Consider the following 20,245-nt stretch of genomic DNA (forward strand, 5'->3'; position numbering starts at 1 on the left):
GCGAGGTCAGCGAGACGTGACCTGAAATTATCCGAAGAGGGGACAGGAGGGAACGTCCTGAAACCCTATCCCCCTTCGTGCCGTCTCAGGGAACGAACGTATACCCGATGTTGCGCACGGTCAGAATATGTCGTGGTTGATCGGCGTCGCGTTCGAGTTTGGCGCGCAGCCGCCAGACCGAGGTCGCAACAATGCTGCGCGACTGACGGGTCGTATAGCCCCAGATATGCTGGATGATCTGGCTGGTTGTGCAGACCTGCCCGCTACGTTTCATCAAGAACGATAGCAGGTGCACCTCGCGCGGGGTCAATTCGACCGCCGGGCGGTCAGATGCCACGCAGATCTGTCCTGCCGGATCAAGGACCCATCCACCGCAACTCAATCGCTCCATGGGTGGGCGACGAGCCTGCTGGCAGCGGCGCAGCACAGCGCCGACGCGGGCGATGAATTCGGATGAAGGGGTGTACTTGGCGATATAATCATCGGCGCCGAGGCGCAACCCCATGATGCGGTCTTCGGCGCGCGCCCGATGACTGTAGAAGACGACCGGCGTATCCAGGCTGCGTCGAATGCGGCGCAACACCTCGAACCCGTCGTAGTCGTTCAGTTCTGCCTCGAGGATCACCATATCAGGCATACCGCCGAAGACGGCGCGCAGCGCATCGCGACCGCCGCTTGAAGAACTGACGTGGTAGTGCGCGCGCTCAAAAAGTGCAGCAGTGACGGCTAATGATGTGCTGTCGCTATCCACCAGATGAATGTGAGGCATAGAGCCAGAACTCCTCCTGAACGTGTAGCGCGAATAGCGTGAATATCGTGCGCACGATGTACAACCGCGTTTTTACCATATCTGGTTCGGTAGCGTCTATGGTATGCTGCTCATCTTCTGCTCATATCGCTCGACATGTTGCGTTCAGGGCTTATCGGTGCAGCACTCCCGATACGGTACAGGATCGTATTGCTGACTTCTTTTGTGTTTTTGTCTCACGTTTTTGTGTTCTCAAATTTGATTGGAATCTTATCTCATCTTTTTGTGCAATACCATGCTCGTTGTTCGTCATCCGTCTGGGAGAAGTCAGTTCTCAGTTCCTGGTTCTCAGTTCCTGGTTCTCGGTTCTCGGTTCCTGGTTCCTGGTTCCTGGTTCCTGGTTCTCAGCCAGCGCACGATGCAGTCGAGCATGCCACTCCTGGTACAATAGCGCATCGAGCGCATGGAACGTCCAAATGCGCATTTTGAGTACGGAGAGGCTTCGCAATGCTGCTGACGTGGTCCCTCTTCATTCTGTGTGCGGCAGTGATCCTGGTTGCTGGAACACAACTCTCGCGGTATGGCGATGTTATCGCCGATATGACCGGTCTGGGGCGCACCTGGATCGGCGTCGTGCTGCTGGCGTCGGTCACGTCGCTGCCGGAACTGATCACGGGGTTCAGTTCAACCGCAATCTTCCGTGTGCCGGATATTGCCATGGGGGATATCGCCGGGAGTTGCATGTTCAACCTGTTGATCATCGCCATGCTCGATGCACTGCACAGTCCTGCGCCAATTTCGGCACGGGTGCATCAGGGGCAGGTGCTGTCCGCTTCCTTTGGCATCCTCTTGCTGGGGCTGGTCAGTCTGAGCCTCATCCTGGACGAGATGCTTCCCGTGATCGGATGGGTGAGCGTGTCGAGCGTGTTCTTCGTGGGAATCTACCTGCTGGCAATGCGCATCATCTTTACCTACGAACAGCGTCGTCTTGTCGAAGAGTTTGTTGCCGAGATGGCCACCGAAGCGGAAGTGCGTCATCCATCGCCTGTGCGCGTTTATGGCTTGTTTGCGCTCAACGCGGTGCTGATCGTCGGTGCGGCGCTCTATCTGCCCGGCCTGGCTGAAACGCTGGCGGAGACGACGGGTCTGGGGCAGACGTTTTTCGGAACGATCTTTGTGGCGCTTTCGACATCGCTGCCCGAGGTGGTTGTTTCGATTGCGGCGCTGCGCATCGGCGCCATCGATATGGCAGTGGGCAATATCTTTGGCAGCAATCTGTTCAATGTCGGCATTCTGGCGCTCGATGATCTGTTCTACACGCCAGGACCGCTGCTGGCGTCGGTCGAACTATCGCATATCGTGGCTGTGCTTGGGGCGATGGTGATGACAGCAATTGCCGTGGTTGGGTTGACCTATCGGAGTGGGAGCAAGCGCCTGTTCATCGCCTGGGATGCGCTGGGCATCGTGGTCGTCTATGCCCTGGCGAGCGCAGCGCTCTATCTGATGGGAAGCGCATGATGCTGGCACTGATCGTCGTGAATGGTCGTGTCGGGTTCGCAGATACGGTATGATGGGCTGTCGTACCATCGAACGTTCTTAAACCAGTTCTTAATATCAGTGATACCTGGAATTAATACAAATCTGATACATTACATTATCGGGCACATGCCCTCTATGTCACCAATCGCACAGCGCTGTGCATAGCGATGCAAACCCTTTCGGGGACTGTCTCTTCCGGTTCGCCTGACCATATCCCGGCGCAAAAATTTGACCGTCGCGCGTTCGTATCCAGCGTTGCAGGAGGGGATTGTGTTTATCAGGCTTCTTCGCGGCAGTGTGGTCGTCATCACTCTGCTTGCTTCAGCATGTGCTGGCGTTGCTTCTCCCCCTTCAGTCGGTTCGCCGTCCCCTGTGCCAGCCTCGACGCCAGACGTCACACCGTCTGTCGTGGATGTCACGCCGTCTGTTGTGGTTGTGCAACCAACAAGCACGCCTGTTGCCAAACCGACAGTGCGTCCCGATCTTAGTGGTGATATCGTGATCGACGGTTCGAGCACGGTCTATCCGATTACCGAACTTGCTATGCAGCAGTTTGCCGAAATTGCACCCAATGTACGCATTCAATTGGGGGTCAGCGGTACGGGAGGCGGGTTCAAAAAGTTCTGCGCCGGCATCACCGACATTTCGGATGCATCACGACCGATCAAGCCGGACGAAAGCGAGATCTGTCGTGCCAACGGCATCGAGTTTGTCGAGATACCGGTAGCGTTCGACGGTATCTCGGTGATTGTCAATCCGGAAAATCGGTGGGTGCAGTGTATGACCGTCGATGAACTGAAGCAGATGTGGGCGCCGGATTCGGAAGGGAAGGTTGTCACCTGGAAGCAGATACGCGCGGAGTGGCCCGATCAACCGTTCAAACTCTACGCACCCGGCATCGACTCCGGTACGCACGATTATTTTACTGCTGCGATTGTTGGCAAAGAAGACGCCAGCCGCAACGACTATATTGGCAGTGAGGACGACTATATTCTGATGCAACGGGTGATCGAGGAAAAGAACGGTATCGCGTATGTAGGTTTTGCCTACTATCAGGAGTATACCGACAAAGTAGGCGTCGTCGCTATTGATGCAGGAAATGGATGCGTCTCGCCCTCCATTGAAACAATTACAAATGGAACATACACTCCGCTTGCGCGCCCGCTCTTTATTTATGTACGCAATGATCGGCTCGACCGACCGGAAGTGGAGGCGTTTGTGACGTTTTATCTCGAAAATGCCGCCGATCTGGTTCAAGCGGCGCGGTATATTCCATTACCGCCACGCGTCTATGAACTGGTTGGGCAGCGAGTCGCCAAACGAACAACCGGTTCGGTCTTTAGCGAAGGAATTCAGGTAGGCGTTTCGATTGAAACATTGCTGATGCTGGAGGACAAGTGAAACTATCGATTCGTACCAAGCTTCTGGCGGCTCTGGGCGTCGACCTGCTCCTGATGCTGGTTCTGGGAAGTTTTGCTCTGCATCAGATGAGCACTATGAACCAGAAAGCGGATTTCGTCGTTAATCAGACAATCCTGTCGATCGATCTGGTCAACGCGATGAACGACATTATCCTGAATTATCGCACGCGCCAGATGGAGTATATCCTCAATGCCGCTCCAGCTGACAAGCAGCGGATCGAAAAAGAGTTGCTGGACCTTGAACAGCGCATGGACGATATGTTTCGGCGGTACAACGCCAGTTACCAGCCGGATCAGACGGAACGTGCGGTGTTTGAGCAGGTGCAAAAGGATTGGGAGCGGTATGTGCATCTGACGCATACCCAGTTTATTCCCGCGAACCGTAACAGTAACACCGGTAATGTCCATCCCTCATTCGGTCGCCTGTCGCCGTTGTACGGCAGCCTGCAAACCAATATTCAGAAGGTGCGGGAACAGAGTCAGGCGCGTGCTGAGGCGGCGCGCGTCAGCGTCGAAACGGCATATGCCACGTCGCGTTTCGTAATCGTCAGTGAGACCTTCCTGACGCTGGTGGTTTCTGCCGTGATCGGGTTGACCCTTTCGGGCAACATTGCGCGCCGCATTCGCACCTTGCGCGATGCGACCGTTGCGGTTGCGCAGGGAGACCTGGATCAACGGGTGGCACTGCGCGGCAGTGACGAACTGGTCTTGCTGGCGAACAACTTCAACCTGATGGTTGCCAGTTTGCGTCAGCAGCGCGTTCTGCTGGAGGAGCGCAACGCCGAACTTTCGGCGAGCCTGGAGGCGCAGCGCAAACTGATGGACGATCTGGTACAGCGGAAGCAGGCGGAAGAAGCGGCACATCGCGCGCAGGCGGCGGCAGAGGCGGCCAGTCACGCGAAAAGTATGTTCCTGGCAACCATGAGCCACGAACTGCGCACACCGCTCAACGCCATCCTGGGGTATGTGCAATTATTGCATCTTGAAGCTCACATGCGCGGTCGATCTGAGATGCTTCCCGATCTAGAACGCATCCGCTCAGCCGGGAAGCACTTGCTGACGATTATCAGCAACATTCTGGATTTCTCCAAGATCGAGCAGGGGAAGATGAATGTCGAGATCAACCCCTTCAGTGTGGATACGGTTGCCCGTGAAGTGATCGGGATCATCGATCCGCTGGCGCGCAATCGAAAGAATACGCTGAACCTCGTTTGTCCGCCGGATGCCGGTATGATGCAGTCCGACGCTGGCAAAGTGCGTCAGATTCTCTTCAACCTGCTGAGCAATGCAGTCAAATTCACCGAAGAAGGAACGGTCACACTGACCGTGGAACGTGAGCGCCACCCGGATGGCGATTGGGTGCAATTCAGTGTTGCCGATACCGGAATCGGCATTGCGCCGGAACAGATGGCGCATCTCTTTCAGCCGTTTTATCAGGTTCACCAGAACAGATCGCGCAATTATGGCGGTACCGGTCTGGGGTTGGCGCTGAGCCGGCAGTTATGTCGGTTGCTTGGCGGAGATATTCGTGTGACGAGTGAAGTTGGGAGAGGATCGGTCTTTACCGTGCGTCTGCCGGCATGCATCGATGCAGCGCACACGGCTGATGTGCGCCTCGATTTTGCGCACAGTGCGCACTATGGCATCCCTGATGAATACCGGATCACTACGACGTCATCGTTGCATACGACCACGTCAATAAGCGCGTAGTGTGGAGGAATACATGGCTACTGTGCTGGTCGCGGATGACTTTCTCGAGAATCGCGATATTTTGTGTCGGATGCTGCAACTGATCGGGTATCGGACGGTCAGCGCCGCGAATGGCGAGGAAGCAATTCAGATGGCGCTGGCTCATCGCCCCGATATTATTCTGATGGATCTGTCGATGCCGGTGATGGATGGCTGGGAAGCGACATCCCGGATCAAGGCGCTCGATGAATTGCGCCACGTGCCGGTGCTGGCGGTCACGGGTCATGTGACTCCGCACGAGATTCAGCGTGCAATCGACGCAGGATGCGTCGATTATGTGGCAAAGCCGATCGATTTCGAGATGCTGGTCGGAAAAGTGACCGCGCTCCTGCAGAATGGTCGTGACGGGCAGGTTTCATAAGATAGCGCTGCATCCTCATCCAGAGTGTCAAACCACGTCACCGCAGGAGGATACTGGCGCAGGAGGTCAATCATCACGTCGGTATCCAGCAAGATCATTGGACCTCCCCGCGTTGTTGAGCCTGCTCGCGTAAGCGCCGGGCATAGGCGCTGCTATCTTCAATGTCACTCCGGTCTCTCCACAGGCCGATCAGCCCGGATTGACGCAACTGACGCACGGTGAGACGGATGTGCGTTCTAGTCTTGTCAGCCTGGGGCAGGACGATGATTTCAACCCTATCGCCGCGCCTGTAAGGTAAACCGGTGAGATGGATCTGTCCATCCTTGACAATCACTTCCTCGCGTCTGATTGCCTCCATCTTGACCTCTCCTCGTATCCTATGTGCTTGCAGGGGGTCTGCGACCCGGACTGCCGTTCATAGCGTCAGCAATCTGGTTTTGGTCTCCTGGATCAACTGCTCCAGCGATAAGGACAGGTGCAGCAAGGCTTTAGAGCCGCTGTCCTGGCGTACCGCCGGAACATCGAAGCAGTTTAGGATCGATCAATTCATGGCGAGTCTGGACTTCGCTGCGGCTCATATACACCTGCGCACATTGTATGGTTTAGTGTCCAGTATACCACTAAACCTCGCACGATGAACCGGTACACGCTCAAGGAGAGAGGAATGTATCCTGATGCGAATCAATAATACGCCCAAAGCATAAGACAAAACGCATTCCGGTTTAGCACTTGATGGCGCACCTTCTCGTCGTGTCGCCGGGCGTCTGTGGTTTACCGTCACCCTTCCTCGACGGCATTCGCAGCGATCACCTGGCGCATGAATAGCGCCGAGTCCTTCAAAATACGGCGCTGCGTTGCGTAATCGACGTAGATAATGCCGAACCTGCGGCTGTACCCGAATGCCCACTCGAAGTTGTCCATCAACGACCAGACGAAGTATCCGCGCAGCGGGACCCCGGCGGTGATCGCGTCGTGACAGGCGACGAGATGGCGTGCAATGTAGCGGATGCGATCCGGGTCGTGAACACCGCCGTCGGGGGCGATTTCATCGGGGTATGCGGCGCCGTTTTCGGTGATGTACAGAACGCCGGGGGCGTATTCCGCATGGAGTCGTTCGAGCAGACGGCGCAGCGAGTCGGGGTGGACTTCCCAGTCCATGTGGGTGTACTCGCCTTCGGGTCGTTCATGGGCGTACCGGAGACCGCCAGCCTGCGGGTCGTCACGAATGACGGCGCGTGAGTAGTAGTTCACCCCCAGAAAGTCCATCGGCACTGCGATAATCCGCATATCGTCCGGTTGCACCGGTGGCGTTTGCCCCAGACGGGCGTAAAGTTGCAGCATATCTTCAGGGTACGTACCCCGATAGAGCGGGTCGAGGTACCAGCGGTTGAAGAAGCCGTCGTACCGCCATGCGGCTGCGCGATCCGCGTCGCTATCGCTCGCCGGGTCGGCGGGTGAGAAGTTGAGGGTGATGCCTGCCTGAACGTCGGGATATGCAGCACGAAGAGCGGCGAGTGCCAGTCCGTGCCCCAGCAGCAGATGATGCGCTGCTGCGAGTACCGGTCCTTCCCTGACCCCCGGCGCGTGATCGCCGGTCCAGTATCCGAGAAACGCGGAGCACCACGGTTCGTTGAGCGTGATCCAGTGTTTGACGCGATCCCCCAGGCGGCGCACGACGACATCGGCGTAGTCGGCGAATGCAGAAGCGGTGTCGCGTGCGGGCCATCCGCCAGCGTCTTCGAGCGCCTGCGGCAGATCCCAGTGGTACAGTGTCACAAATGGACGAATGCCAGCGTCCAGCAAACCATCAACAAGGCGATCGTAAAAATCGAGACCGGCGGGATTGACCTGCCCCCTGCCCTGGGGAATGATGCGGGGCCAGGCGATTGAAAAGCGGTACGCCTGCAAGCCGAGCGACTTCATCAGGGTGATGTCGTCGCGCCAGCGGTGGTAATGGTCGCATGCCGGATCGCCGGTGTCGCCATTGAGCACTTTGCCCGGCGTTGCGCAGAACCGATCCCAGATCGATTCGCCGCGTCCATCTTCACGTGTCGCGCCTTCGATCTGAAAAGCAGCCGTCGCAGAACCCCACAGAAATCCTTGCGGAAAGCGTCGCGTTGTCATGATGCGTTCCTTTGCGGGTCTGAAGCGTTACACCTCCAGACGGCGCGCTGTCAGGGAAGAAGTCCATAATACTCGTCGATGTCGCGCTGATAGGTATCGACCGCACCATCGAGCGCCTCGTGCAGTGTCACAGCACGCCCCAGAACCGACGATTCGAGGATGGCGAAGGCGCATGCCAGGTCGCGCAGTCCTTCCGCGCCGCTGGTCTCCGGGTCTGCGCCGCGCTCAATGGCGCGCAGCCAGTCGAGGTTCTGGATGGCGCACGGGTCGGTCAGTCCGAGTGGAAAGAACTGCTCGCGTTCGGATGGCGTCATCTGCTGTTCAAAGGTGTCTTCCAGCGGCAGGCGCTCGCCGTTTGCCGTGATAATCTGTCCATCGCGGATAACCCCGTGGCTGCCGATAATCGCCGGTGCGCCACTGATTGTCAGTTCTTCTGGCGACCCGGCCCAACTCCACCACAACTGCCCGATGGCGCCGCGCTCGAACTGGAGCGTTGCCATATAGGTGTCATCAACATCCGCCTGCACCTGATCAACGACATTGCCCTGCGTATCGCGCAGATAACGCACCGGTGCGAACGTGCGCGCAACGGCGCTGATGGCGGCGATCTCACCGATGACATAGCGCTGGACGTGCATCTGGTGCACACCGATATCAATACTGCCACCCCCGCCGCCGAGCAATTTCTGGTGACGCCACGGCGTTTCGGCAACGACACGATCCGGCGACCAGAGACCGCCGAGGAACCCCATGACCGAGATCTGCGGTTCTCCGATCAACCCCTGCCGCACAGCCCACGCCATGGCGCGCACGCTGCGCGCCTGACGCACATTCTCGAAGACGCCGAATGTGATCCCGCGCGCTCTGGCGGCAGCCACCATGCGCTTCGCAGCGCGAACCGAGATCGCCAGCGGCTTCTGCGTCAACAGGTGCAACCCGGCGTCGATGGCGGCAAGCCCCACCTGATGGTGCATCGCCAGCGTCGTCAGGTCGTTGATGGCATCCACCCTGCCCGAAGCGATCAGGTCGCGGTAGTCGGTGTAGATAGCGACTTCGACATCATCGTGGATGTCGGAGACATAAGTGTGCGGTGCGGCAAGCGGATCACCCGTGGATGGGTCGAGCACCGGCGCACGGGGCGGCGGTCCTTCGCCGCGTTTGCGGAACATGAGCGCATCGTCAACCTTGCGCGCGCAGAGCGCCGTGATGCGAAAGGTGTCGATCCCCAACCGACGGAGTTGCAGGTACCCTTGCAGATGGGCATTCAAAATGCGACCGCAACCAACGATACCGATACGGATCATGCGTGCTGCTCCTGAGAAGTATAGCGGGCGCGCACACGCTCCAACCGGGCGACGCTGTCGGACAGCCCGCCGAGGCGGTTGCGCGCCAGCCAGAGACGTTCGTACTCGCGAATGATCTCGCGCATGTCGTTGTTCAGCAACCGGCGCCGCGGCAACGCGCCGGGTCCATCGGGTTGAACCAGCAACTGTCCCAGACGGCAGGCGTGGCGCAGTAATCGCACCGTGTTATCGAACTCTTGCAGGATGAGCGGGGCATCGGCGCGCGTCATGCGTTCTGTGGCAATCGGCTGGATTGCAGCATCGATCGCATCGAGCGCGCGGTCGAAGTCGAGCGGCGGCAGGTTGCGCGCATCGGTGTCCGGCGCCTGCAACACCCAGAACAGCACCGACGAGTTGGGCGGCTCGTAGCCGACGGCGCGATACACATTCCCCAGGTCGTATGCAACCTGTCCCATCGCGCCAGTCGGGTCGGTGAACGCATGGCGGCTGACCGCTGCCGGAACATTGATGGTGCGGTTTGCAGCGTATGCCCAGGCAAACGCCGCGCCGACCGCGAATCCCGGAAAACTGATCGGCAGCGCCTGCCAGTGCCCCATGTCGCCCCAATCGGTGATCAGATAGCCGATAGCGCCGTGCTTCAACCCGTGCTCGGCTGCATTGTGCAGATTGCCCAGCGCATTGTCGGTGCGCCCGGCGATGCTTTGCCACGACGACGTGCCGGGGCAGACATAGAAGGGGATCCCTGCTTCGGCATAGCGCGCGCAATTGCGATCAAAGGGGTGATCGGCTTCATATCCCCATTCGAGCGCAATTACATCGCGTGGCAGTTCGCCGATCAATTCCGGGTGATTGTTGACAATATCGCCCCAGAACATCATCGTGCGCCCGTGCTGCTTCACAGCATCGTAGAGTTTGAGCAGAAAATCGAGGTAGACCCGACCGACGCCACGCTGTGCACAGATGTCTTTACTGCGTCCCTGTCCAAGATCGACCGTCTCATCGCAGCCGACGTTGAACAACCGGCTCGAAAAGTGCGGCAGCAGTTCATCATACAGGCTGCGCACCAGTTCCAGGCTGCCGGGATCGTCCGGCGCCAGGCTGAACGGTCCCTGCATCACTCCCCAGGGCGCCTGGAATGCGTCGTGGGTCTCGGCGAGCGCGGCATAGCGCGGATGGATCAACCAGCGGTGCATATGCCCAAACGAGTTCTGGTTGGGAACCAGGTCGATATGGCGTTCTTTGCAGTACGCATCGAGCGTCAGGATTTCCTCGCCGGTCATCGGCGATGCGCGCGCCCACACATCGGGGTGATTGCGATACGCGAAGGTATGCTCGGTGTAGAGTTGCACCTGGTTGATCTTCCACCCTGCCAGCATATCGACCAGCATGAACAGGGTTTCCATTGTTGGGACTTTATCGCGGCTGATATCGATCATCACTCCGCGTGCGGCAAAATCGGGATAGTCGCTGATGTGCAGGCAGGGAAGGGTGCGACCGGTCTGCTCGACGATCTGGATCAGCGTGCAGACGCCATAGAAGATGCCAGCGGGGGCTGACGCTTCGATAATGATGCCGCCGTCCTTGATCGTAAGCACGTACCCCTGCGGATGGCTGGCGCTATCAGCGATCACCCGCAGCGTGGCGCCGATTTCGCCCGGCGGTCCTTCGGGTGTGGCGGTCAGTTCCCACTCGACGCCAGCGTGGGCGCGTAATGCGCTCTGCAAACGCCGCGCTGCGAAGAGGAGCGCTCCCGGCGCTGTTCCCTGCAACAGGATGCGGCGCGCCGAACTGGCAACATAGGCGCCCGGCAAGAACGTCAGCGACTGCGGCATCGGGAGAAGCGAGAGATGATCCATGCACGAGGCTCCTGTGGATATTGCGCCTCGCTCCTCAATCCATCGGGTTGGTGGAGCGAGGCATACGGGATGTCAGGCGATCAGTGTCATCGGTAGCGGCAACGATACGACACGTCCCTCAGCGGCTGAGATGATAGCAGCCTCCAGCACCTCCTGCGCCATCACGCCAACCTCGGCGCTACACAGTCCGGTGATCGGTTCGCCGGAGCGAATATGCCCGAGAAAATACTCAGCGCTGTTACGCATCCCGACTGGCGGCTCAGGAACGTCGAGACGAATGCCGTCGCGGTGTTCACGATCGGCAAGCCACAGTTCCCTGCCATGTTCACGAATATGAATAGTTCCTTCGCTGCCGTAGATCATCGGCTCATAACTGGTCATATCGCCGATCTGCGTCCACGATGCGGTAGCAGTGCTGATGGCGCGCGCATGCTGCATGACGATCACAGCGTTGTCTTCCGCCAGCAGGTCGGGCTTCCACAGGCGTCCCGTCAGCGCTGTAACGCGGGAAGGCAACCCCAGAAGCGCACAGGTCAGCGCCGCGCCGTAGCAGCAGTAATCCATCAACGCGCCAGCGCCGTTGCGCCGTGGGTCGTACAGCCATTCGCAGAAGAAGGGCGAACAGCCGAGTTCGCGCGGTCCGGCGTGCGCCGCGCGATAGTTGACCTGCCAGACCGAACCGATGCGCCCGGCTGCGATCAGGTTCAGGGCGTGCTGCACCGTGGGCCACCACATGATGGGCCAGTTGATCATCAACTGCACTCCTGCGGTGTATGCAGCGCCACGCATCCGCACCGCGTCGGCATAGGTCGCCGCCATTGGCTTTTCGACCATGACGTGCAAACCGCGCGCCGCAGCCATTTCGGTCAACTCCGCGCCGCGCAGGTTATCGCTGAACACATATACTGCGTCGAGTTCAACTGCGTCCAGCATATCGCTGTAGTCATCGAAGACCTGCTCGCATCCGAATGATCGGATGTGTTCCCGCAGGGCGGGGTTGGGGTCTGCTGCGGCAACCAGCACACCTGCGTCGCAGGTTGCCAGATCGCGCAGTTCCTTCCACACGTGGTCGTGCGTCAACCCCAATACGCCGACCCGCACTTTGTCCGCCATGGAATGGTGCTCCTTCCGTTGCAAGCCTGTCTCTATCTGCTGTCACGCCGTGAGAACGCCGCCTCTCACGCGGGGAGTGTAGCACAGGATGATGGTCTTTGAATAAATAATCCGGTATAGCCCGCGCAGGCGGGCTTCGCCTTGCCTGGCCGAGGGCTTTAGCCCCACGGCTAGTCCGGTATACCGGATTAAATTCTCAATCTCCATCATCCTGTGTCCCCGCGCCCATGCAAGCAGCGAAGGACCCATCGTAGTACGGGAGTGCCTGCGCTCCGCTACGATCCCCCTGCTTCGCGTGCAGCCGCCCGTGCATACGGTTCCAGCGCCGCAAGAATGCGATCACGGTCCATTGCCGGAATGAAGAACGCGCGGTCGTCGTGCACGATCCGTCCATGTGCAGCGAATGCGGCAACCTCATCCGCGTGCATAATCAGGTCTGCTGCCAGCAACCGGCTGTCGCCGAGATCCGCACCGGCTGCCGATCCCCGTAGTTGTGCATCGAGCGCCAGGATCTGATCGCGCGTTAACGGATAGGGTGTGGCGACCAGAAAACTATGCGTGGCGCCGGTGTACCAGAGCGTCGTATGTGGAAAAACGCTCTGGAAGGTATGAATAATATCGCGGTAATCGCGCTCCGACAGATCGTGAAACGGCAACCACTGGATAAACACACCATTATCGGCAAGATGATCTCGAACCATCGTGTAGAACTCTTGAGTGAACAACGCCCAACTGCTGCTGTTGATCGGATGAGTGGCGTCAGCAGTGATGATGTCGTAGCGTTCTGTGCTGCGGAGCAGGTAATTGCGCCCATCTTCGATGGTGATCTGGAAGCCAGAGCGATCCAGCACTCCACGATTTTCGACTTCATAGAGACGTGCTGCCTCGACCTGTTCGGCGACCAGTTCAACCGCATGGATGCGCGGGATCGGATGGGTTGCCATTGCGCCAGAAGCGATTCCATTGCCAAAACTGATCATCAGCGCATTGTGCGCGTCTGGTCGGATCAGCGCTGGCAGATGCCCAAGCAGATGGAACGCACGCATACTATGTTTGTCGGTTGGCACCTCGCTGCGCCCATTGACGAACGACATTTTGAGCGGCGGATACTTAACCTTGAATACCGCAACGGTCGCATCCACCCCTTCACGGTAGTACACCAGTTCCGGGATGACACCTTCGCGGAAACCCAGGTAGACGCCAGGGGGTAGCAATGCCACTGCCAGCATCGTCGCCCCTGCCACCCCCGCCAGACGCAGCCGTTCCCCTGATGCTGGCGAAGCCATCAGCACTGCCACTGCGCCAATGATCAGGTTAAGCGCCACAAGCAGGAGAGAGGAGCGTTGCAGCCCGATCAGCGGAATGAAGACAAAGCCTGCCATACATGCGCCAAGCGTCGCGCCAACCGTATTGAGCGCATAGAGCCGTCCGATGCGTGACCCCACTCCTTTCTGATCCGGTACAGTCGCCACGGAGGCGTCCGTTGGAGAGGGTGCGGTATACAGTCGCGCTACAACCGGAAAGACCGCACCCATGAGGATAGTCGGGACAATCATGATCACGGCGGCAGCGAAGAATTCCGCCCACAAACTGGCAAGGAAACTGGTGCGGGCAGTGAACATATCCAGCAGGGTCGGCATACGCGCAAAGGCATAGAGCGCAATCACGGCGCACATCCCGATCCCGATCTGCAACCAGCCAAAGAGCGCGAGCGGTTGCGGATGGCGATCGATCCTGCGCCCCATCCAGGCGCTGCCTGCCGCCAGACCGATCAGGAACGTCACCAGCATGATGGTGAACGAATACACCGCATTCAGACTGAAAATTGCCAGGGTGCGCGTCCACACCACCTGGTAACCGAGCGCTGCGAATCCAGACAGCGCATACCCGATCAGTGCCAGTTGCGTCGGTTTCAGGATGGAGGCGGAGCGATTCACAGCAGATTGAATCTGAAGTCCAGGAACGGCGCCATTATGTGCAAGGCGCATGCTGATATTCGTCGTCACGATGGTTCGCCCTCCCGATGCACGCGCCGACGCCGTGCGCGTCGTCCGACGCGACTGCGGCGCAGGTTGCGATGGAGCGGGAGGCGCTACCGGTGCAGGAACATCACGTTCCGTCTGCCAGTGACGCGCCAGCCAGAACGATAGACCGGCAATCGCCAGATCCAGCGCACCGCCAAGGTAGAGCGACCCGTTCACGCCAAGTGATGGGATCAGGAGCAGACCGGCGGTAAGGGCGCCCAGCACGCCGCCGAACGTATTGATGGCATAGAGCAGACCGAGCCGTTGACCGCGATCCTGTTCTTGCGCCGCCAGGAGATGCGCCAGCACCGGCAATGTGCCGCCCATCAGAAAGGTTGGCGGCACAAGCGCCAGTGTTGCCAGTGCGGTACGCACAGCGTTGTAAACAAATGGGTCAGGACGCGCCTCACGTGCGATCCAGACATAGAGGCTGGTCAATCCGGCGAAAAGAGGCGGTGTAGCGAACGCGAAGAGCGCAACACCAATCTCGATCAGCGCAAAGAGACGCAGAAGTGATGCCGCAGTCGAGCGTCGTTTAGAGGGATCGTTCTGCTGCCAGTGCGCTGTGATCTTCCCAAACACCCAACTCCCCAGTGCCAGCCCGCCCATGAACGCGGTCAACACTGCACTGGCGGCGTAGACGCTGACGCCGAAACTGAGGCTGAGCAGGCGGAACCAGGCAACTTCGTAGATCAGACCGCTCGCGCCACTCACAAAAAAGATAGCAAGTACCAGCCCTGTCTGCTGCGCCTGCTTCACATATCACCCCTGACACAACATAATGAAGGTCTGCGCCGTGAATAGGGCGCTTCGCGCAACGCACAGGCGTCACACGAAGCGCCCTGTCCGACCTCCTGCGCTATTGCGCACCGGAACGGGCAAACCCACACCGGCGCACAATCCGAATTACCTGCCTGCTTCTTTGCGGATGCGCTCCAACGCGGCATTCACATCCGCTTCAAGGATCGGCATGAGGTCGGTCGCCTTTGCATTTGGATCATTCCAGAACGGACTCAGCAGGTTATCCCACGTCTGGCTGAGTTCATCAAACTTGACCAGCAGGTGGTTCGATGACTCGCGCCCGTGAGAGAAGGCGCCCTGGAAGGACTCTTTGGTTTTTTCCGCCGGGACACACTTCTCATACTGCTTGTAGTAGTCGTTGAGCAGGCTCTGACGCACAGGCGGGGTGCCGGTTGCCAGCGTGTAGGCGCGCTGCTGTTCCGCCGACGCCAGGAACTTCACGAAGTTCCAGGCAAGATCGGTATTTTCAGCGTCCATTCCAGCAGTGATGACCCATGGGTCGGTGAAGATCGTTGCGCGGATGTTCGCATCAGGGGAGCCCCAGGGAATTGGCGCTGCGCCCCAGCAGAACCCATTCGGATCATCGATAATTTCCTTGTAGTTCCAGTGTCCCCAACCGCCGGTCATGAACATGGCCACGCGACCGGAGAGGAACGCGCCGCCAAGTTGATCAAGCGCCTGGGAAGCTGCCTGGTCGGGAGCGACCTTATGGACGTAGACCAGGTCGTGGATTGCCTGGAAGGCTGCCGCTGTCTGTTCATCGAGTTTGATCGGATCGGAGAACCCGCTCTCCAGCGCTTCCTTCGTGAACGGATCCTTCCCCCAGATCATGGGAATGCTATCGAATGGCGGCCACAGCCCGTTGACGCCGCCATACACAGCCGTGCTCGGATCATCCGGGTTCTTTGTCAGTTTTTTGGCGGTTTCGAGGAACGCATCCCATGTCCACGACTTGTCGTTCCAGTCGCTCGGAGGATAGGGCACGCCAGCCTCGTCGAACAGTTTCATGTTGTAGTACACATAACTGCCAGTCGTGAGGAACGGAATGCCGTACTGCTTGCCCTCGACATTGTAGATGGCGAACACTTCAGGAATGAAGTCGCTGGTGTCCCACTTATCACGTTCGATCAAGGGGGTCAGATCTGCCAGCAGCCCGCGGAAACGGTCGCTGGCGAAGCCATCACCGCCCCAGTTGGACGACCAGACGTGCAGCGGCTCCTTCGCGGCGATCATTGCCTCACGCTTGACCGCAATATCGTCCTGGTTGATATTGAGCACCTTTACGAATACATCCGGGGCGACCTGCTGGTAGGCAGGAAGGACGACATCGCGCTCCCAGCGGTTCTCGGTGGCGTTGATGCGCACCATCCATACCAGCACCTTCTGACCGGGTTGAGGTTGCTGCGCAAACTCAAGAACCGGCGTGGGAGTCGGCAGGTCGGTAACTGGCGCAGTGGTTGGCGCCTGCCCCGGCGCGGCGGTCGGTGAAGCTGTCTGTTGTCCGCCACAGGCAGCCAGCACCAGCATCAACGCACCGAGCAAGAGAATCCAGGGGTATTGTCTCAGTCTCATAGTTGCGTCTCCTTCATCGTTGCAAGGGTATGCCGTGCGAAAGAGTCTCTGGTTCTGCGTCACCTCCTTTCCAGGATATGGGACGGGAGTGAAGCCGGGTGTCTCTGCATCCAGACAGGAAGCGCACGTCGTGGTGCGCGTCGCCTCGGAACGAGCGCCTCTGGAGGGCGCACGGACTCCAGATCCCCTGCCGCAAGGACACAGTCCGACAGTTCACCCCGCCAGGTCACATCTCACTCAGCGCTGCCAGCAGTGCAGACGTGGCAGCGAGGAAAGCATTCCACGTTGCGGATGAGTTCGGTTTACCCCTTCACACCGGTCACCACAATGCCCTGAATGAAGTAGCGTTGCGCCAGGAAGAAAAGCACCATCGGCGGGATCAACGTTACCAGCGACGCCGCCATCAACAGATGGAACGCAGTGCCGCCAAACGGTGCACGGAACTGCTGCAAGCCAATCGACACCGGATAGTTGTACTGCGAATTGATATAGAGCAGCGGACCCATGAAATCCTGGTAGTGAAACATAAAACTCATAATCGCAACCGCGCCGACCGCCGGGAGCGACAGCGGCACGATAATGCGCCACCAGATGCCAAAGTATCCGGCGCCATCGATCAGTGCGGCTTCCTCATAATCTTTCGGCAGCGTCTTGTAGAACTGGCGGAGCAGGAAGATCAGATAGGCGCTGCCGAAGAATTTTGGCACGAGGAGGGGAAGATAGGTGTCGATCCATCCCAGGCGGGCAAAAATGATGTACTGTGGAATCAACGTCACCCAGAAGGGCAACATCATTGTCGCAAGCACAAGCACAAACAGCGCATTCTTGCCCGGAGCGCGCAGGCGCGCAAAGCCATACGCCACCAGCGCGCACGACAGTGTCTCGCCGAGCGCTGCGCCGCCAGCGTAGATCATCGTGTTCTTGAAGTAGATATCGAAACGGTTTTCGCCGGTCAGAGCCGCGCGATAATTATCCCACTGCGGAATCGCCGGGATCCAGACCGGCGGGAATTTCGCCACTTCCGCGCGGGTTTTCAACGATGTGGAAAACATCCACACCAGCGGGAACAGAATAACGATCAACCCCAGCGCCACAATGGTCGTTGAAAGGAACGTAATGAACTGTTCGCGTCGTCGCTTGCTCGCCCAGAGACCGCGCCGGATCAGCGGAGTTGCCGGGCGCACGTTGGGTGATGTCGTTTGTGTTGCCATCGCTCATTCCTCCTGTTCATTCACGACCGTGCAGCCCGGTCAGATCGCTCCTTCTTCGTCCGACTCATAGTGAACATAGCGGCGCGACGCCCAGAACATCGCCAGCGTCAGCAACAGGATGACGATCAGCAAGATCCACGCCTGCGCCGATGCCAGCCCCATTCGATAGCGACGGAACGCATTCAAGAAGAGATACAGGTTGTAGAACATCGACGAATAGGCGGGCGCACCGAGGTTCATACCGCCCGAAATGACATATGCTGCGGTAAACTGCTGCATTGCGCCGATAACGCCGGTAATGAACGTAAACAGAATGACCGGCGAAATCATCGGAACGGTGACGTGGAAGAACTGCTGAATGCGGTTGGCGCCGTCGATTTCAGCGGCTTCGTACAGCGCCGTAGGCACGCCTTGAAGCGCCGAGAGATAGATCAGCATGGTGCCGCCGAAGCCCCAGAGCGACATGAGCGTGAATGAAGGAATGACCCAGTTCGGGTCCTGCAACCAGCGCGGTCCGGTGATGCCCAGCGGGATCAGACCATTGGGTCCGACCAGAGTGCGGATGATCAGGTTGATAGCGCCAAACTGCGGGTTGAGCAACCAGGAGAAGAGCAATGCAACGGCGACGCTGCCGCCCAGGAGTGCGGGCAGGTAGTAGAGCGTGCGGAAGACGCCGAGCGCCGGGACACGTTGATTGAGCAGCACTGCCAGCATCAAGCCGAAGAAGATGCCCAGCGGCACACTCAACAACGTGTAGTAACTGGTGACCTGGAGCGATTTCCAGTACACCCGATCATTGAACAGATTGATGTAATTGTCGAAGCCTACCCAGACCGGCGGACTTGCCACATTGAACACCGTCATGCTGTAGTAGGCGGACATAACAATCGGGTAGAAGGTAAACGCCAGAAACCCGATGACCCATGGAGAAATGAAGATCCAGAACCAGAGCGCTTCACGCCGCTCGATTTTTCCAGCCGGGATCAAGCCAAACAATGCTGGCTTTCGTTTGTGCCGGGCTGGAACTTGCGCCGTTTGCACCGCCATACTGCACCCCCTCTGTTCTTGTGCACCATCACACCATTGTGTTTTGGGCGTTCCTGATGTCCGATCAACTCAGCAGTTCGATGACTCTGCCATCGGTGGTGCGCACATAGATCGCGCGCCCCGCAATGACCGGCGCCGTCGTCGCCAGTCGTGGCACCGGCTGCGACCAGACGCTGGCGCCGGTAGCGATGTCAATTGCCTCAACGGTTGCGCTGGCGCCCATGCCGTTGACAACAAAGACGTACTGCTGTGTCAGCGCAGGGAGAGAGACATAGTTGACATCCCGGAACGACCATAACTCCCGTCCGTTGGAGCGATCCAGCGCAAACAGTTCATTCGTCGTTTTGACAAATACGATGTCGCCCTGTGCACCAGCCGGGATGAGCGCCTTGCCAGGAATATTCTTCTCCCAGCGTTTTGCGCCATCACCTGCATCGAGCGCAATCATGCTCTGACCACTGCTGATCAACACCATATCGCCCGTCGCCACCGACGAGAAATAGACAGCGGAGTATGCCGGGTAAGACCAGATCAGAGCGCCAGTGTGTTGATCAATCGCGTAGAAATAGGAAAAATCGGAGACGAATACGCGCCCGTCAGCTACGGCAGCCGATGAGGTGACGAAATCCTGCGCGCTGAACTCCCAGCGTACTTTGCCGGTTACCGCATCCAGCGCATAGAGTTCTTTGCCAGCGCCAACGTATACGACGCCATCGACGACGACCGGTGACGTCAGGTGTCCACCGAAATAATTATTGGTGGAAGAACTCAATCGTTTGGGGGTGAATGTCCAGCGCTGCCGACCGCTGCTCAACTCCAGCGCTACCAGTTGCCCCTGATTTGCCTGTTCCGCGCGAAAGTACACCGTATCGCCAGCGACGGCGGGCGAGATATAGGCGCCTTTCTGCCGGTACGCCCAGCGTTGTCGCCCGGTGCGCAGATCGATGGCGCTCAGGGCGTCTTTCGTCTCCAGCAGTATCAAGCCACGGGCAATGACTGGCGGGGAGACTCCCTCTTCAAACGAGGCGGCGACGACCACTCGTTGCTGATCGAGCGGTGGCGCGATGGGTGTTTCAACGGCGCGGGTGCGTGCCGGGTTCAACCCTTCCATCGCCCAATCACCTGCTCCGTCAGGGGTGATGCGTGCAGGATTGGAGGGAGCGAAAGGATTATCAGGAACCACGGGGACGTTCACATTCGATACGGCGGTTGGAGCATATGGCGTGGACGCAGGGGAAGGTTGCGACGGCGGGCGCAATGCCACATAGCCAATCGCTCCGAGGAGAGCGATAACGGCGACCATCCACACGCTGCGTTGCCCGGTGGCGCTCATGCCATGCTCCGTCGTGATAGCAGGCGGCGATCATCGAATGTG

Annotated in this window: 15 protein-coding genes; 4 read left to right on the plus strand and 11 right to left on the minus strand. The window is 58.7% G+C overall.

The window, feature by feature from the left end; genetic code table 11:
• Positions 1-85: 85 nt before the first annotated feature.
• Positions 86-769 (minus strand): response regulator transcription factor, encoded by a 684-nt coding sequence (locus ROSERS_RS18595; RefSeq protein ID WP_011958305.1) that lies wholly within the window; start codon positions 767-769, stop codon positions 86-88.
• A 486-nt stretch (positions 770-1,255) separates the two neighbouring features.
• Here ROSERS_RS18595 and ROSERS_RS18600 point away from each other — a divergent pair, with 486 nt between their 5' ends.
• The 4 genes from ROSERS_RS18600 to ROSERS_RS18615 all read left to right on the plus strand — a co-directional run bounded on the left by ROSERS_RS18600 (position 1,256) and on the right by ROSERS_RS18615 (position 5,818).
• A complete protein-coding gene (locus tag ROSERS_RS18600; RefSeq protein ID WP_011958306.1) occupies positions 1,256-2,266 on the plus strand; it encodes a sodium:calcium antiporter in 1,011 nt (336 codons plus the stop codon).
• A gap of 291 nt (positions 2,267-2,557) precedes the next feature.
• Positions 2,558-3,688, plus strand: a complete 1,131-nt coding sequence (locus tag ROSERS_RS18605) for a PstS family phosphate ABC transporter substrate-binding protein (RefSeq protein WP_011958307.1) — start codon at positions 2,558-2,560, stop codon at positions 3,686-3,688.
• Entirely contained in the window at positions 3,685-5,418 is a 1,734-nt protein-coding gene (locus tag ROSERS_RS18610) for a sensor histidine kinase (RefSeq protein WP_011958308.1), read from the plus strand. Before ROSERS_RS18605 ends, ROSERS_RS18610 begins: the two co-directional genes overlap by 4 nt.
• Before the next feature lie 13 nt (positions 5,419-5,431).
• Entirely contained in the window at positions 5,432-5,818 is a 387-nt protein-coding gene (locus ROSERS_RS18615) for a response regulator (RefSeq protein WP_011958309.1), read from the plus strand.
• Positions 5,819-5,912: 94 nt separating this feature from the next.
• Here the strand turns inward: ROSERS_RS18615 and ROSERS_RS18620 are convergent, their stop codons facing one another.
• The 10 genes from ROSERS_RS18620 to ROSERS_RS18665 form a co-directional block, all read right to left on the minus strand.
• Positions 5,913-6,176 (minus strand): hypothetical protein, encoded by a 264-nt coding sequence (locus tag ROSERS_RS18620; RefSeq protein ID WP_011958310.1) that lies wholly within the window; start codon positions 6,174-6,176, stop codon positions 5,913-5,915.
• A gap of 419 nt (positions 6,177-6,595) precedes the next feature.
• Entirely contained in the window at positions 6,596-7,942 is a 1,347-nt protein-coding gene (locus ROSERS_RS18625) for a GH1 family beta-glucosidase (RefSeq protein WP_011958311.1), read from the minus strand.
• 50 nt (positions 7,943-7,992) lie between these two features.
• Positions 7,993-9,246, minus strand: a complete 1,254-nt coding sequence (locus ROSERS_RS18630) for a Gfo/Idh/MocA family protein (RefSeq protein WP_011958312.1) — start codon at positions 9,244-9,246, stop codon at positions 7,993-7,995.
• On the minus strand, positions 9,243-11,102 hold the full coding sequence (locus tag ROSERS_RS18635; protein WP_011958313.1) for a glycoside hydrolase family 20 zincin-like fold domain-containing protein: 1,860 nt from the start codon (positions 11,100-11,102) through the stop codon (positions 9,243-9,245). Before ROSERS_RS18635 ends, ROSERS_RS18630 begins: the two co-directional genes overlap by 4 nt.
• Positions 11,103-11,174: 72 nt before the next feature.
• On the minus strand, positions 11,175-12,215 hold the full coding sequence (locus ROSERS_RS18640; protein WP_011958314.1) for a Gfo/Idh/MocA family protein: 1,041 nt from the start codon (positions 12,213-12,215) through the stop codon (positions 11,175-11,177).
• A 275-nt stretch (positions 12,216-12,490) separates the two neighbouring features.
• Entirely contained in the window at positions 12,491-14,998 is a 2,508-nt protein-coding gene (locus tag ROSERS_RS18645; RefSeq protein ID WP_011958315.1) for a fused MFS/spermidine synthase, read from the minus strand.
• A 147-nt stretch (positions 14,999-15,145) separates the two neighbouring features.
• A complete protein-coding gene (locus ROSERS_RS18650) occupies positions 15,146-16,612 on the minus strand; it encodes an ABC transporter substrate-binding protein (RefSeq protein ID WP_011958316.1) in 1,467 nt (488 codons plus the stop codon).
• A gap of 302 nt (positions 16,613-16,914) precedes the next feature.
• A complete protein-coding gene (locus ROSERS_RS18655; RefSeq protein ID WP_011958317.1) occupies positions 16,915-17,823 on the minus strand; it encodes a carbohydrate ABC transporter permease in 909 nt (302 codons plus the stop codon).
• Between the two features lie 39 nt (positions 17,824-17,862).
• A complete protein-coding gene (locus tag ROSERS_RS18660; protein WP_011958318.1) occupies positions 17,863-18,870 on the minus strand; it encodes a carbohydrate ABC transporter permease in 1,008 nt (335 codons plus the stop codon).
• A 64-nt stretch (positions 18,871-18,934) separates the two neighbouring features.
• Positions 18,935-20,203, minus strand: coding sequence for an outer membrane protein assembly factor BamB family protein (locus ROSERS_RS18665; protein ID WP_011958319.1), 1,269 nt, complete (start codon positions 20,201-20,203; stop codon positions 18,935-18,937).
• Between the last annotated feature and the right edge of the window lie 42 nt (positions 20,204-20,245).

The sequence above is a fragment of the Roseiflexus sp. RS-1 genome, from assembly GCF_000016665.1.
Classification (GTDB): domain Bacteria; phylum Chloroflexota; class Chloroflexia; order Chloroflexales; family Roseiflexaceae; genus Roseiflexus.